A 14454-nucleotide genomic window follows, 5' to 3' on the forward strand; every position below is an offset into this window, starting at 1 on the left:
AAACCTAACAAAGTTGATATAAGTCTACTTTTAGACAAATTCATAACATTTACTCCCCTAACCATAGATGAAACTTTGAGGCTAAAAGGAAGTCGTAGTAAACAGACTAAGCTCCACTATGGAAAATTCAGGAAATTAAAGCACGTTGCGACGTATTGTGCCTTGAAATGGTAGGCTGCACCGCGCAGAACTGCCCATAAAGCAACCAAATTAATGCGGCAAAAATGGCTCACCAAATTAGCGAAAAATTATTTATATCTAAAAAATAATAGCAATGATAGATTGCTATCTGTTGACGCAGCGGCATGATGGGAAACCAGTTAGGCTGTTGTTAACTATCAATAACTAAAGGAAATAAAATGAAGACGTTATCAGCTGTTATCACACTTTCTGCGCTAATGAGTTTCGCAAGCTTTGCCGAAGAATCGACACTTCCCCCAGCGCCTGCAAATGATATCGCTCAACTGACTGAAGTGTGCCAACAAATGGCCTCAGAAGATCAGATTGAAAATGCCGAGCTTAAGCAATATGTCCTCGACTGCGTGAATGACCAGCTAACTGAAATGGGCTATCAAACAGTAAAAGAACTCAATTAATCGGTTTTACTTCCTTTAGCCTGTGGCTCTAATTAGGTTTCATCGTGTGTTACGAATGCCATTCCCACAATGAATGGCATTTTATTTGCTCAAAAAACCTGTTTTCGCAACTCTCACTGTAAAAAGGCAAAACAATACCGATACAAATTGCCAATATAGCCTAAAGCGCTAAACAACCGCATTTTATACTTTTATTCCTCCTTTCAACTGATTACGTTACCTACATATATGCTATTTATATGATATCTGTATCATTTTGCATCCCCACAGGTGAAATCGCTGTGGAATTCAGCATAAAATGCTAATCTGTTGCCCATTACCGACTGACATTAAACCCGAACGCAAAATCATGTATCGAACATTATTAATCTTACTCGCCGCACTCAGCCTGCCTTCAATCGGGGTGGCAAAAGAGCCGTGCGTGACTAAAGATGAATGTATTGAAATGCGCAATTGGGACTTAGGCGTGGCAATAGGCTGGGGGCAAAAAACTAATCCACTTAGGGATTTTGATGATATTCCGGTCTTTTTTATCCCGACAGTGGCTTACTATGGTGAGCATTGGTTTTTTGATAATGGCAACTTAGGGTATAGCCTAGTTGAACAGCAATATTTCAGCTTAAACTTAGTAACCAGCTATAGCATGGACAGAGCTTATTTCTATCGCTGGGATCCTTCAAATATCTTTTTAAAACGCAGTACACAGGACGGGGTAAGAATGCTCGACACCCCAGCAGTGATAAACGCTGAACCTGAACCTGTGTTTAATTCCTTAGAATCGCGCAATTTTACCTTGTTAGGTGGCGCCGAAGCATTTATTTATACCCCGTTAGGTGTAGTTAGGTTAGCCTACACCCATGATATGTTTAATGTGCATCAAGGTGCTGAAGCACAAATAAAATGGACCTATGGCTGGCATTTAACTCGCTGGGTCTTTGATATGTCACTCGTCCTTGATTGGAAAAGCACTAATGTGGTTGACTATTATTATGGCGTTCGCCCGAGTGAAAATACCTATTGGAGCCAACATTACCATGCTGATGCTGGTTGGGATAAAGGGGTAGAAATGACAGCCCGTTATATCTTAACAGATAATTGGGATATGCTATTTGCATTCCGCTACACTCAAATTGCAGATGAAATTGCCGCCAGTCCCTTGCTCGATCAAGACTATAGCAGTACATATTTTATTGGCGCAGCATATAGGTTTTAATTCGAGTGACTCCCCTTCAGATCAGGATGCTGTACATGTTGGGCCTAAGCGTAAGCTTAATGGGGCCCTTTAATGTACTTGCGGCACCAAATGAAGAGTCAAAATTAAAGCTAACCCCTGAAATCTGTATTACAGGGGATGAAAACCAAGCTTGCGAGATCCATGTAGAATTACAGTGGCAACTCGCGAAAAACGAGCTGGTGTGTATCTTGTCTGATAATAACGCCTACCCTAAATGGTGCAGCGAATCACTAGAACAACACACAATGACATTGAGTGTCAGCACACAAAGCGATATTCACTTTGTTTTAGTCAGTAAAGAAACCAATCAAACACTGGCTGGAGCCAAATTAAAAATCACGTCGACCTCGCAGCCTCAGGTGCGCAGACGTTACCGTAACCCTTGGAGTTTATTTTAATGACGAATCCACAATCACCCCACAGAGTGTTATTGGTTGAAGACGATGTCCGTCTTGCGAATTTAATCGTAGATTATTTGAAATCCCACGGCATGCACGTTGAAGTAGAACGTCGTGGCGACACAGTGTTAACCCGCTTAATCAACTATAAGCCTGATATCATACTGTTAGACATTATGTTGCCAGGGATTGATGGCTTAAGCCTGTGTGAAAAGTTACCCGATTACTTTGCCGGCCCTATCCTGCTGATGAGTGCCTTAGGTTCGAGCGAAGATCAGATCAAAGGGCTAGAACTCGGCGCCGACGACTATGTCGTCAAACCCGTCGATCCTGCACTGCTCGTTGCCCGAATCAACAACCTATTGCGCCGTCAAAACCAACCGCCTCAGGCCGAATCCCATTGCCTGACTTTTGGTAAGCTCAGTATCGATCCCCATACCCATGCGATTAGACTCGATAACAAAGAAGTCGACCTCACCAGCCATGAGTTCGAACTCCTATGGTTACTGGCATCACAGGCAGGACAAGTACTGAGTCGTCAGTACATTTATCAATTACTGCTTAATATTGATTTTGATGGTAAAGACAGAAAAATTGATGTGCGGATCTCAAGACTTCGTAAAAAGCTCAACGATAATATTGAGACGCCTTTTAGAATTAAAACCGTTTGGGGACAAGGCTACCTCTTCGCCCCAGAGGCTTGGAACAACTAAGTACTACCGTGAAACGTCTCTTTATCAGCTTATATTTACTGCTGAGCCTCAGTTTTCTGGGCATAGGCTGGACACTGGACAGCCTGTGGAAGAAAAATGTTGATGAAAATAATCCCTTAGATGCTCCTCTGGTCGCATTTGCCCAGCTGTTAACCCAGCTTCCAGAGGAGAGTCGCCGCGATTACTTAAGCGCACTGCCAACCGATCCCCAGCTTCCGTTAAACCTGCTGAGTCCAGATCAAATTGCATTGCCAAAGGATCAAATTCTCACCTCCAATCACCTAGTCACCACCACAACCAGTGAAGGTGAGCAATTCCAGTTTATTCAGGTAGGCGAACAAGTGTTAATGGCGGGCCCTATCGAGATAGACCCAAGAGCCGATCTGCGTAATTTATTCACCCTATTTTTCTATTTGTCGCTGGCATTCGTGGCGCTAATTTGGGTTGGGCCACTCTCGCGGGATTTAAGTATTCTGCGTAAAGCCACCAAGGATTTTGGCGAAGCTAAGTGGGATACTCGCATTAACCTCTCTAACCGCTCTCAAGTAAAACCCTTAGCCAATACCTTTAATGAAATGGCGCGTCATATCAGCGCGTTAATTGAAAACCAAAAACATCTTTCCAATGCGGTTTCCCACGAAATACGCACCCCTCTGGCGCGGCTAAAATTCGCCCTTGCCTTAATGCCCATGTACTGCAAACCCGACTCTGACGAACAAACACGTCAGGATTTTCTCAATGAAATGCAGCTCGACATTAAGGAAATGGAAAACCTACTGCAGGAATTACTCACCTACGCCAGTTTAGAGTCCCAGCGTGAAGGTATACCTTTGGATGAATACGACCTTATCACGCTGATTAACCAGTGCATTAAGCGCTTAAGTACATTAAGTGAAACCCCAATAACCTTACATGCAGATATGGACGCTTTACCCTTGGTCGGTGAACCCGCTCTGATTGAACGTGCTCTGCAAAATCTACTGACCAATGCGCAACGTTTTGCCCGCCATCAAATCTTGATTGAAGTTAGCCAAACCCCGCAACGGGTAACTTTAAGTGTGAGCAATGATGGAGAGCCGATCCCCGAGGTGGATTTACCTAAGGTGTTTGAGCCCTTCTATCGCAGCCAGTCGGTGCAAAATGGTAACAAAGGTCATGGTTTAGGCCTGGCGATCATCAAGAGGATCATGCAGCGCCATCAGGGAGAAGTGAGTGTAAGCAGTAATCCTACTCAGACACGTTTTACCTTAAGTTGGCCAAAGAAACGGGAAATTTAACGCCTTTAAGTTGCGCTAGCTAATCAACCTGAGCTTGGGATAAGCTGAGCCGCTGAATAGATTTTTCGTTTCAAAATAATCTTTTATAGCATTGATTTAGTTTGTTAAATTTAGATTTTTCGACACTCGTTAGCCCGAGTTCAGGTTAATCAAGATTATTCATCGAGAGTAAAATCCCCTAAATCCAACTCTGCGGCGGTCTGTGGCGCAAAATCAAGCTGTGGATTGATAGCGGCCCGCTCCTGCTCAAGCGCTTGCTGACGTGCTTTATATAAGGCCAGCTCCCGCCGACGTTTACGTTGATGGCACAAGCGGATCACATCGTGCTTTTGGGCATCAGTAAAATACAGCCAATTAAACCGCTCATCACGATTGCGCAGGCAACCTTTACAATAGCCCCTAGCATCGGTTTGGCACACACCGATGCAAGGGCTGGGAATATCAAAAAAGGCTAACTGTTCCATTAACTTGGGCTACTCTGCCAATTTAAGCACGTGAAATGCAAGAGCATATATACTTAACAAAAATCAAACACTTTTCACTAAATTACTTGCAGTGAGCAAGTTAATCAAGGCACATTGAATACAGTTTGTACAACTTGGAGTGCAATTATGAGATACAAATACTTCGCCAGTTTATTCATCACCATGGTCTTTTTAGGTGCGTGCAGCACTAAGCCGAAAAACGATTACGATCTCAATTACGACTTTAAGACATTGCAGAGTTTCTCGCAGCTTGCTCCACAGCCTAATGACGATCCGCTCAGTGCCCAACGCATTAAAACTGAGATCTCGCAGCAGTTACGTCAAAAAGGCTTTACCGAAAGCCAATCTTCCCCCGATTTTAGCGTTGCCTATGGGCTATTGACTCAAGATAAGCCCAAAGACTCAGGCTTATCGATAGGCTTAGGCACGGGCAGTTTTGGTCGCTCTGGCGGCATTGGCATAGGTACCAGTGTGGGTGTACCTCTTGGCAGCGATACCGCTAAAATCCAAACCATTCAAATTGATATTATCGACACCAAAACCAATAAGCTGATTTGGCGTGGCAGTGATAGTTTCGATTTCGATGCGGGTGGCGATAAAAAAGCCCAAGACACAGCTAAGGCTGTAAGCCGGATTTTGGCGCAGTTTCCACCACAGCCATAATCATTTGGCCATAATGGCTTAAACGATGATTGAAATTATGATGACTTAAACTATGAGTAACAAAAATGGGCGATAAACGCCCATTTTTATTGCCTAAGAAAAACCGAATAAGGTGCTTAGGAATAGGGTTAAGAAAATAACCCAGATGACAGATAACGATCGCCCCTATCACACACAATCGCGACCACTACAGAGCCTGGATACTGCCTTGCTAACTCAAGTGCTGCATATACCGCGCCGCCAGAACTCACACCAGCACAAATGCCCTCTTCTCGCGCTAAGGCTCGAGCCATGGCTTTGGCGTCTTGCTCTTCGATATCCATCATTAAATCGACACGGGCGGCATCAAAGATGCCTGGTAAATATTCCTGCGGCCAACGGCGAATGCCCGGAATCGAACTGCCATCGGCGGGTTGAAGACCGACAATGGTAATATCGGGATTGCGACTCTTTAGGTATTTCGACACGCCCATAATAGTACCAGTGGTCCCCATGCTAGAAACAAAATGGGTGATCTTACCTTGGCTCTGCTGCCAAATTTCGGGGCCAGTAGTGAGAAAATGCGCGTTAGCATTATCTTGATTATTAAACTGATCCAGTACCTTGCCCTTCCCTTCAGCCTGAAGCGCTAAGGCCAAATCCCGCGCGGCTTCCATGTTGTCCACCAGCAGCAGCTCGGCACCATAAGCCTGCATGGCATCTTTACGCTCTTGGGTCGAATTGGACGGCATAATCAGGATCATCTTGTAACCTTTAATGGCCGCAGCCATCGCTAAGGCAATTCCTGTATTACCACTTGTGGCTTCAATCAAGGTATCACCTGGGGCGATTTCTTGGCGAAGCTCCGCCTGATTAATCATATTCAGTGCGGCGCGATCCTTTACCGAGCCAGCAGGATTATTCCCCTCCAGCTTTAACAACACGGTTGAGCTACCGCAATCAAGCCGCTGCAGGCGAACTAGCGGCGTTTGCCCGATACAGGCTTCAATAGTCATAAAGTCAGACACAGGGTTTATCCTTTATTTGATAAAAGCGACTCGCATAGGGATATTTTAAGGGGCTTAGCTGCAACAAACACGATGTATCTTACCTATGGCATACAATTAATTGCTCATAGTTATTCAAAAAAGTTCTATTCAGACAGCTTTTTATAAACAAAAACTTCAATTACTCTATCTCTAAAGCTGACACAAAAGCTGACACAGTTGCCAGATTAAGGAGTACAAAATGCCAGTAAAACTCACTAAGGCCCTGCTGGGAACCCTATTACTGGGAGCCTCCCTCAATGTCGCAGCCGCCGATCAGACCTTACTTAATTCCTCTTACGATATATCACGGGAATTATTTAACGCCTATAACCCCGTATTTGCTAAACATTGGCAAGAAAAAACCGGTAAAACGGTTGAAATCAAACAATCCCACGCGGGTTCTTCAGCTCAGGCTCGCTCGATTCTGCAGGGCTTACCAGCGGATGTGGTGACCTTTAACCAAGTCACAGATGTGCAAATTCTGCATGATCGCGGCAAGTTGATCCCAGAAAACTGGCAACAATTACTGCCTAATGCGAGCTCACCTTACTATTCAACCATTGCGTTTTTAGTCCGCAAAGGTAACCCAAAGCAAATTAGCGACTGGGGTGATTTAGCCAAAGATGACGTCAAGCTAGTATTCCCTAACCCAAAAACCTCAGGTAATGCTCGCTACACTTATTTAGCCGCCTTAGGTTTTGCCCAAAAAAACTATGGTAAAGATAATGAGGCTTCTTTAGATGCATTTTTGAAAAAGTTCCTTGGCAACGTCGCCGTGTTTGACACAGGTGGCCGCGGTGCAACCACCTCGTTTGTTGAGCGTGGCATCGGTGATGTGCTAATTACCTTCGAATCTGAAGTAAACAATATTCGCCAGCAATATGGTGCTGATGGTTATCAAGTTGTAGTGCCAAAGACTTCGATTCTAGCGGAATTCCCTGTTGCGGTTGTGGAGAAAAATGCCAAGCGCAATGGCACACAGGAGTTAGCGACTGAGTATCTAAGCTATCTCTACAGCGAAGAGTCACAACGTTTGTTGGCTGGGTTTAACTACCGCGTTCACAACGAAAAGGTGATTGCCGAATTTACCAAGCAATTCCCGACGGTAGAGTTGATGACGGTCGAGCAAATCATCGGTAACTGGGACAACGCCATGAAGACGCAATTTGCCAATGGTGCCAAACTGGATCAGTTATTAAAACGCTGATATTGCTCAAAAAGAGATAAGCAATCAAACTGACAACCCGGGCAACGTCCCGGGTTTTATGGTTATATCGCAGCAAGGATTTATATCAGTTGTCTTTAATCGCGATTGGGTAATAACTTGCTAATGGCATGATAATATTGGATTAACTCAATTAATCTTATCGGGTGGTTATTCAGTGATTTTTACTAATGGGCGTTTACGCCATAAGCGAGTTCTGCCAGGGTTTAGTATTAGCCTTGGTGTGTCCTTGCTATTTGTCAGCTTAATCCTCTTATTGCCCACCACGGGCCTGATTATGCAAACCAGCCAGATGAGCTGGTCTGAATACTGGGGTGTGATTGCCGATCCTCGTGTGCTGGCGAGTTATAAAGTCACCATTTTGTCGGCGCTCGCGGCATCGATATTTAATTGTCTTTTCGGACTTTTGCTCGCCTGGGTACTGGTTCGATATGAGTTTCCTGGCAAACGCATCCTCGATGCCTTGGTCGATTTACCCTTTGCCTTACCGACAGCGGTTGCAGGTATCACCTTAGCCACTCTCTATGCTGAAAATGGTCAGATTGGCAGCCTATTAGCGGAACTTGGCATCAAAGTGGCTTATACGCCACTGGGCATCGTGGTTGCGATGATCTTCACCAGCATTCCCTTTGTGGTGCGGACCGTCCAGCCAGTATTGGAAGAATTATCCCATGAGGAAGAAGAAGCGGGCATGACCTTAGGCGCAACAGATGCTGCGGTTTTTTGGCGGGTGATTTTACCCTCACTGTGGCCAGCCTTAATGGTTGGCACGGCATTGTCTTTTACCCGAAGCCTAGGTGAGTTTGGCGCAGTGATTTTTATCGCCGGTAATATGCCATACATCAGTGAAATTACGTCATTGATGATCTTTGTTCGCCTACAGGAGTTTGATTTTGCAGGCGCAAGTGCAATTGCATCTATCGTGTTGATGACATCGCTACTGTTGTTACTGCTCATTAACCTGTGGCAAGCGCGTTATTTACGCCGTATTCACGGACGATAAGGACTCAAAATGAATTCATTTAAACCTTTAAAAGTCGGTGAAGCGCCCCTGATAAAATGGAGCCTGATCACCCTTGCCGTGCTACTAGCCATGTTGTTATTGCTGCTGCCATTAGTCAGTATTTTCCAGCAAGCCTTCGTCGGTGGCTGGGAGCGTTATATCGAGCATCTGAGCCAACCCGACTCGCTCCATGCCATTGGGCTAACGTTGATGGTGGCGGCGCTCACTGTGCCGATAAACTTAGTGTTTGGGGTCATGCTCGCTTGGAGCGTGACACGCTTTGAGTTTCCGGGTCGTAAGTTACTGATCACCTTAATTGATATCCCGTTTGCGGTATCCCCCGTGGTCGCGGGTTTACTCTACTTATTGCTTTACGGTAACAGCGGCTGGCTCGGTGCGTGGCTGTTCGAACACGATTTACAAGTTATGTTTGCTTGGCCAGGGATTTTACTGGTAACGATATTTGTCACTTGCCCCTTTGTCGCTCGCGAACTCATCCCCTTGATGCAGCAACAGGGCGCATCGGAGGAAGAGGCCGCGGTGATCCTTGGCGCCTCATGGTGGCAACTGTTTCGCCGCGTAACACTCCCCAATATCAAGTGGGCGCTGATTTATGGGGTGATCCTCACCAATGCCAGAGCCGTAGGGGAATTTGGTGCAGTTGCCGTGGTATCAGGTAATATTCGCGGTGAAACCAACACCTTACCTTTGCATGTGCAATTACTTTATGAAGATTATCAGGCCGAAGCCGCCTTCGCGAGCGCTTCACTGCTCGCCTTAATCGCCCTATTTACCCTAATGCTAAAAGCCTTAGTGGAATGGCGCCAACAACGCAGCTTATCCGCCAATAACAATCAACAGCAGAGCCAATCATTATGAGTATTCGTCTAACTAATATTTCCAAAAAATTTGGCCAATTTCAGGCGCTATCGCCGCTCAATCTGGATATTCAAGAAGGCGAAATGATTGGCCTTCTCGGACCATCGGGTTCGGGTAAAACCACGCTGCTACGCATTATTGCCGGCCTTGAGGGCGCAGATAGCGGCCACATCCATTTTGGCAATCGCGATGTGACCCAAGTTCATGTGCGCGACCGCAGAGTGGGATTTGTATTCCAAAACTACGCGCTATTCCGCCATATGACGGTAGCCGATAACGTCGCTTTTGGGCTCGAAGTGATTCCCAAAAAACAGCGGCCTTCGGCTGCAGAAATCCAAAAGCGCGTCAGCCATTTACTCGAAATGGTGCAACTTGGCCACTTAGCTCAACGTTATCCAGAGCAGCTCTCGGGCGGACAAAAACAGCGTATCGCCTTGGCTCGTGCCTTAGCAACTCAGCCAGAAGTATTGCTGCTCGATGAACCCTTTGGCGCCCTCGATGCCAAGGTGCGTAAAGAACTCCGCCGTTGGTTACGCAGCCTACATGACGAACTCAAATTTACCAGTGTGTTTGTCACCCACGATCAGGACGAGGCCTTAGAGCTTTCCGATAGAGTGGTGGTGATGAGCAACGGCAATATTGAACAGGTGAATACCCCCATTGAGTTGTATGCCCAACCCAACAGCCGTTTTGTGTTTGATTTTTTAGGTAACGTCAATCGATTTGAGGCTAACTGGCAACAGAACCGCTGGACCAATGGAGATGCCTTTATCGTGCCGCCAGAGCAAACGCCACTGCAACAAAATGGCGCACTCTATGTACGCAGCCATGAATTGGCACTGGCGGATAAGCCCAACAGCCAAGCACATATTCCGTTTACCATTGTGGCAATTACGCCGATTGGCGCTGAAGTACGCGTCGAACTCGCTCCTATCGGCTGGCAAAGTGAAGAATTATGGGAAGCCAAATTTACTCACCATCATCTGCAAGAGTTAGGCTTACAAAAAGGCAGTGTGGTCTACGCGACCCCAAGAACGGGTTATTTCTTTGGTAAACAAGGAGATGGTTCCCCCATTCGCCAAAGCTGGCCATTCCTACCACCGGGCAGCTTGGCCTTTGATATTTAATCGCAGCCAGTATTTACCTGCTGCATACAAAAAAAAGCGCTGACAATCTTGTCAGCGCTTTTTATTAACTCTCGAACAGCTTAAAAACGAGATTCAAGCAAAGTGGCTAGATTAAAACTCCGCTAGTGACCATCGAAGAACAGGTAATTTAACCAACCCTGCATCCGCAGCAGCACTTTACGCATCACAGCCACATGATGAAAATGCTCTGTATACACAGCCACTTGTCCAGCAACCCCCGCTGGGAACTCACGGCGTATCGCATCGTCCTCAATATCAATCAAGACAATGACTCGTCCAGTTTGAAACAGCTGATTCGAAGACTGTAGCGTGCCATTCATCTGAATTTCCCCTTCGGCCATCGCAGGTAAAACCTTAGCGACTTTACCCTTAAATACCTTACCAGGTACGGCATCTAGCACCACTTCTGCTTCATCGCCTTCCTGTAAACGCAGCAGTGAATTTTGCCAAAACGCACCGGCAAAATACCGTTGTTCATCGGGGATAAAATTCATCACTGGGCGTAAAGGTAAAGGAACCGCCATCGCCCCTGGGCGAAGCGCCATTTGGGTTACTATGCCGTCGGCTGGAGCGCGCACCACGGTTTGTTCCAAATTATATAGGGCATTCTCAAGATCACCCTGCAGTCCGGCAACCTTTGAGTTCACACCATCCACATTTGACTCATAGGCAAGACGCGCACGTAACTCTTCCGCTTGCACCGCGGTCAATTGTGCATCAGAAGCTAGATACAGTTGCCGTTTATTGTCTAATTCAAGCGCGGTGAAAGGAGAATTAGCGCCCCCTTTACGATGACCTTGCTCATAACGATCATAGGCCGACTTATTGCGCTCTCTATCTGCTGCCACTCTTGCCACGTTTGCCTTGGCAGATTCCCAAGCCGCCTTGAGTTGAGGAACCTCTTGCTCTGCCGCCAACAACGCAGCTTTTTTGGTTTTAACAACCGCTTGATAGGGTGTTGGGTCGATACGGAATAACACATCACCTTGTTTGATAAACGTATTAGGTTTGACATCAACCGAAATCACTAATCCTTTAACGGCTGGCGTGATAGGGATAGTGACATAGTATTCCCGCGCAAAACGCGAATAAGGGTGGTTGTAGTTCATGATCAGTAATAACGCCCCGATCAGGAACACACCGCCTAATACCGCGGTTGGCACAGTCCATTTGTTCATCGGGATCTTAAAGACTTTAAAAATCACAATGCAAAGGTAGTGTTCATAATTCTGTGTCATTTCAGTAAAATATTCAAAAACAGGAATGACACATGACCCAACCTTTTAACTTCGAACAAGCCCTTAAAGATCTGCAATCAGGTAAAAGCCTCACAGGTAAAGACAGCATTCTTGGCCCACTGATCAAGCAACTCACTGAAGCGGCTCTCCAGGCTGAGCTTGAGCAGCATTTAGCGCATGATCCTCAGCCTAATCGTAAAAATGGCAAAACCCCTAAGACCATTAAGCATCCGTCCGGTAACTTTGAGTTAGACGCGCCTAGAGACCGCAATGGCACCTTTGAGCCTCAGTTGATTAAGAAAAATCAAACTACACTAACCGATGAAATCGAACGTAAAGTGTTATCGATGTTCAGTATAGGTATGAGCTATCGCGATATTAATCAACATGTTGAAGATATGTATGGGCTCAATGTGTCTAACGCAACAGTAAGCGCCATCACCGACAAACTCATCCCCGAACTTAAAGCGTGGCAACAGCGCCCATTAGATAGCCATTATCCTATCGTTTGGCTTGATGCGATACATTATAAAGTCAAAGAGGATGGGCGTTACGTCAGTAAAGCCGTTTACACATTGTTAGCGCTTAATATGAAAGGAAAAAAGGAAATTTTAGGGCTTCACTTATCCGAAAATGAAGGCGCTAATTACTGGCTATCCGTACTGRCCGATCTTAATAATCGTGGTGTAAAAGATATTCTTATCGCCTGTGTTGACGGCTTGACCGGTTTCCCTGAGGCCATAGCCAGTATCTTCCCTCATACGGAAACACAGCTATGCGTTATCCACCAGATCCGCAACTCAATGAAGTATGTCGCCTCAAAAAATCAGAAAGCGTTTATGGCTGATTTAAAGCCTGTGTATCGAGCCGTGAGTAAAGAAGCCGCAGAGATGGCCTTGGACGAACTGGAGGCCAAATGGGGTGATGCTTATCCGTTGGTAATCAACTCTTGGCGTCGCAAATGGCATAATTTGTCCCATTATTTTAAGTACCCAGAACATATCAGGAAAGTGATTTACACGACCAATGCGGTTGAGGCTGTGCATCGCCAATTTAGAAAGCTCACCAAAACCAAAGGTGCATTTCCTAATGAAAATAGCTTGTTGAAGCTACTTTACGCAGGCATATTAAACGCCTCAGATAAATGGACTATGCCAATCCACAATTGGAGCCTTTGTTTATCTCAGTTAGCGATTTATTTTGAAGGACGTTTAGATAGCGTGCTAGAAATTTAAAAATTAGCCTGACACAGAATTTTGAACGCCCTCAATGCAAATCGAGGCATAGGTTAGTATTAGTAGTAAATCCATGTTACACCTCGACTTTTTTACTATTTTCGACAGTATTGGCTTCTATCGTATTCACTTCTTGCGCAATAACTGTACTGGTCAACCCAAACTGGACACTTTTACTTGAGAATTCTCAAACTCTACAGGTGACAGATCGTTATTAGCAGAATGAAGTCGCTCCAAGTTGTAATATTTGATGTAAGCCGTCACATCTTGCTTCATAAACTCCCTTGTTGGTTGAGCAACTTTAAAAATCCAATCGTGTTTCAAGCTACCAAAGAATCGCTCAACAACGGCATTATCCCAACACGCACCCACATCACCCATGCTGGCTCGGATACCATAGCTCGATAGCAGCCTACCGAATTGTTTACTGGTATATTGCGAGCCTCGGTCACTGTGAAATACCAGCCCTCGCGCTGGTTGTCGCAGGTTGTAGGCTTTTATTAATGCCTTGGATATCAAATCTGTGGTCATGCGTTTGTCTATGCGCCATCCCACAATCCGGCGTGAATATAAATCCATCACCACAGCTAAGTACATCCAGCCTTCACCCGTCTTTAAATAGGTCACGTCACCCGCCCAGACCTGATTAGCCGATACTGGATTAAAGTTCATGTTTAACAGGTTATCAGCCACTGCATCTGAGTGTTTTCGCTGTGTCGTCACCTTGTAAGCACATCGCTGGGTTGCTTTGAGTCGAAGGCGGTGCATAATTTTACGAACGAGATAGCGACCAACCTGGTAGCCTTCCTTGCGCAATTTCTTCACCATTTCACGATTCCCTAAGCTGCCTCGACTTTGCTTAAATAGCTGTCGAACAAGGCGATAAAGCTTCAGTGTTTCAACGCTTATCACGTTTGCAGGGCGTTTATGCCAATCGTAATAGCCTGACTTACTGACACTCATTACTCGACATAACAGTGTTATGGGAAACAGGTGAGATTGCAGTTTGATGAAACGAAATCTTACTTCATTTCTCTCGCAAAGAAGGCGCTTGCCTTTTTTAGAATTTCTTTCTCCATGCGTAATTCTTTGTTTTCTCTACGCAATCGCTTCAACTCATCACGCTCAGACTCTTCTAAGGTGATGCCTTGTTGCAGGGCTTCGTGTTTTTCCTTCCAGTTGTAAAGCAGGCTCGTGCTAACTCCAAGAGACTTTGCCGCATCGGCAACGCTATAACCTTGCTCCAGCACCATCAAGACGGCTTCATCTTTAAATGCCTGCGGATAACTCTTATGTGATTTTTTCAGACTCATATAGACCTCTTAATTTATT

At 45.5% G+C, this 14454-nt stretch carries 15 protein-coding genes; 11 read left to right on the top strand and 4 right to left on the bottom strand.

What is annotated here, in order from left to right; genetic code table 11:
* Nucleotides 1-359: 359 nt before the first annotated feature.
* From SO_RS16785 to SO_RS16805, 5 genes are all read left to right on the top strand, one after another.
* Complete coding sequence (locus tag SO_RS16785; RefSeq protein WP_011073409.1) at nt 360-596, top strand: hypothetical protein; 237 nt, start codon at nt 360-362, stop codon at nt 594-596.
* Nucleotides 597-945: 349 nt separating this feature from the next.
* The gene (locus tag SO_RS16790) at nt 946-1809 is read left to right on the top strand and encodes a MipA/OmpV family protein (protein WP_011073410.1); all 864 of its coding nucleotides are present in this window, start codon (nt 946-948) and stop codon (nt 1807-1809) included.
* Nucleotides 1810-1835: 26 nt separating this feature from the next.
* The gene (locus tag SO_RS16795; protein WP_164925905.1) at nt 1836-2228 is read left to right on the top strand and encodes a DUF3019 domain-containing protein; all 393 of its coding nucleotides are present in this window, start codon (nt 1836-1838) and stop codon (nt 2226-2228) included.
* Nucleotides 2228-2941, top strand: a complete 714-nt coding sequence (locus tag SO_RS16800) for a winged helix-turn-helix domain-containing protein (protein ID WP_011073412.1) — start codon at nt 2228-2230, stop codon at nt 2939-2941. Before SO_RS16795 ends, SO_RS16800 begins: the two co-directional genes overlap by 1 nt.
* Nucleotides 2942-2949: 8 nt before the next feature.
* Nucleotides 2950-4218, top strand: a complete 1269-nt coding sequence (locus SO_RS16805) for an ATP-binding protein (RefSeq protein ID WP_011073413.1) — start codon at nt 2950-2952, stop codon at nt 4216-4218.
* Nucleotides 4219-4373: 155 nt separating this feature from the next.
* Here SO_RS16805 and SO_RS16810 read toward each other — a convergent pair whose 3' ends face one another.
* The gene (locus SO_RS16810) at nt 4374-4682 is read right to left on the bottom strand and encodes a DUF1289 domain-containing protein (protein ID WP_011073414.1); all 309 of its coding nucleotides are present in this window, start codon (nt 4680-4682) and stop codon (nt 4374-4376) included.
* A 147-nt stretch (nt 4683-4829) separates the two neighbouring features.
* Between SO_RS16810 and SO_RS16815 the strand changes: the two genes are divergently transcribed.
* On the top strand, nt 4830-5366 hold the full coding sequence (locus SO_RS16815; RefSeq protein WP_011073415.1) for a DUF4136 domain-containing protein: 537 nt from the start codon (nt 4830-4832) through the stop codon (nt 5364-5366).
* A 128-nt stretch (nt 5367-5494) separates the two neighbouring features.
* On the opposite strand, the gene cysM is transcribed toward SO_RS16815, so the two are convergent.
* Nucleotides 5495-6373 (bottom strand): cysteine synthase CysM, encoded by an 879-nt coding sequence (cysM, locus tag SO_RS16820; protein WP_011073416.1) that lies wholly within the window; start codon nt 6371-6373, stop codon nt 5495-5497.
* 220 nt (nt 6374-6593) lie between these two features.
* On the opposite strand from cysM, the gene cysP reads away from it, so the two are divergent.
* The 4 genes from cysP (at nt 6594) to SO_RS16840 (ending at nt 10628) form a co-directional block, all read left to right on the top strand.
* Nucleotides 6594-7601 (top strand): thiosulfate ABC transporter substrate-binding protein CysP, encoded by a 1008-nt coding sequence (cysP, locus tag SO_RS16825; RefSeq protein ID WP_011073417.1) that lies wholly within the window; start codon nt 6594-6596, stop codon nt 7599-7601.
* A 175-nt stretch (nt 7602-7776) separates the two neighbouring features.
* The gene (cysT, locus tag SO_RS16830) at nt 7777-8622 is read left to right on the top strand and encodes a sulfate/thiosulfate ABC transporter permease CysT (protein ID WP_011073418.1); all 846 of its coding nucleotides are present in this window, start codon (nt 7777-7779) and stop codon (nt 8620-8622) included.
* A 9-nt stretch (nt 8623-8631) separates the two neighbouring features.
* Nucleotides 8632-9501, top strand: coding sequence for a sulfate ABC transporter permease subunit CysW (gene cysW, locus SO_RS16835; RefSeq protein WP_011073419.1), 870 nt, complete (start codon nt 8632-8634; stop codon nt 9499-9501).
* Nucleotides 9498-10628 carry a sulfate/molybdate ABC transporter ATP-binding protein gene (locus SO_RS16840; protein WP_011073420.1) on the top strand — a complete coding sequence of 377 codons (1131 nt, stop codon included), beginning with the start codon at nt 9498-9500 and terminating at the stop codon, nt 10626-10628. The genes cysW and SO_RS16840 overlap by 4 nt, the downstream gene beginning before the upstream one ends.
* 122 nt (nt 10629-10750) lie before the next feature.
* On the opposite strand, the gene SO_RS16845 is transcribed toward SO_RS16840, so the two are convergent.
* Complete coding sequence (locus tag SO_RS16845; RefSeq protein ID WP_164925754.1) at nt 10751-11887, bottom strand: HlyD family secretion protein; 1137 nt, start codon at nt 11885-11887, stop codon at nt 10751-10753.
* Between the two features lie 32 nt (nt 11888-11919).
* Between SO_RS16845 and SO_RS16850 the strand changes: the two genes are divergently transcribed.
* Nucleotides 11920-13122 carry an IS256-like element ISSod4 family transposase gene (locus tag SO_RS16850; RefSeq protein ID WP_011073421.1) on the top strand — a complete coding sequence of 401 codons (1203 nt, stop codon included), beginning with the start codon at nt 11920-11922 and terminating at the stop codon, nt 13120-13122.
* 153 nt (nt 13123-13275) lie between these two features.
* Here the strand turns inward: SO_RS16850 and SO_RS16855 are convergent.
* Nucleotides 13276-14435, bottom strand: a protein-coding gene (locus SO_RS16855; RefSeq protein ID WP_141135407.1) for an IS3-like element ISSod1 family transposase whose coding sequence is annotated in 2 segments (ribosomal slippage) — nt 13276-14186 and nt 14186-14435 — 1161 coding nt in all. Because the reading frame shifts where the segments join, the coding sequence is not laid out codon by codon here.
* Between the last annotated feature and the right edge of the window lie 19 nt (nt 14436-14454).

The organism is Shewanella oneidensis MR-1 (assembly GCF_000146165.2).
GTDB classification, from domain to species: Bacteria; Pseudomonadota; Gammaproteobacteria; order Enterobacterales; family Shewanellaceae; genus Shewanella; species Shewanella oneidensis.

Coding starts and splice junctions, on each gene's coding strand:
- SO_RS16810 (WP_011073414.1), bottom strand. CDS start 4,682: ATGGAACAGTTAGCCTTTTTTGATATTCCCAGCCCTTGCATCGGTGTG.
- SO_RS16795 (WP_164925905.1), top strand. CDS start 1,836: ATGCTGTACATGTTGGGCCTAAGCGTAAGCTTAATGGGGCCCTTTAAT.
- cysP (WP_011073417.1), top strand. CDS start 6,594: ATGCCAGTAAAACTCACTAAGGCCCTGCTGGGAACCCTATTACTGGGA.
- SO_RS16790 (WP_011073410.1), top strand. CDS start 946: ATGTATCGAACATTATTAATCTTACTCGCCGCACTCAGCCTGCCTTCA.
- SO_RS16845 (WP_164925754.1), bottom strand. CDS start 11,887: ATGACACAGAATTATGAACACTACCTTTGCATTGTGATTTTTAAAGTC.
- SO_RS16840 (WP_011073420.1), top strand. CDS start 9,498: ATGAGTATTCGTCTAACTAATATTTCCAAAAAATTTGGCCAATTTCAG.
- SO_RS16800 (WP_011073412.1), top strand. CDS start 2,228: ATGACGAATCCACAATCACCCCACAGAGTGTTATTGGTTGAAGACGAT.
- SO_RS16785 (WP_011073409.1), top strand. CDS start 360: ATGAAGACGTTATCAGCTGTTATCACACTTTCTGCGCTAATGAGTTTC.
- cysW (WP_011073419.1), top strand. CDS start 8,632: ATGAATTCATTTAAACCTTTAAAAGTCGGTGAAGCGCCCCTGATAAAA.
- SO_RS16815 (WP_011073415.1), top strand. CDS start 4,830: ATGAGATACAAATACTTCGCCAGTTTATTCATCACCATGGTCTTTTTA.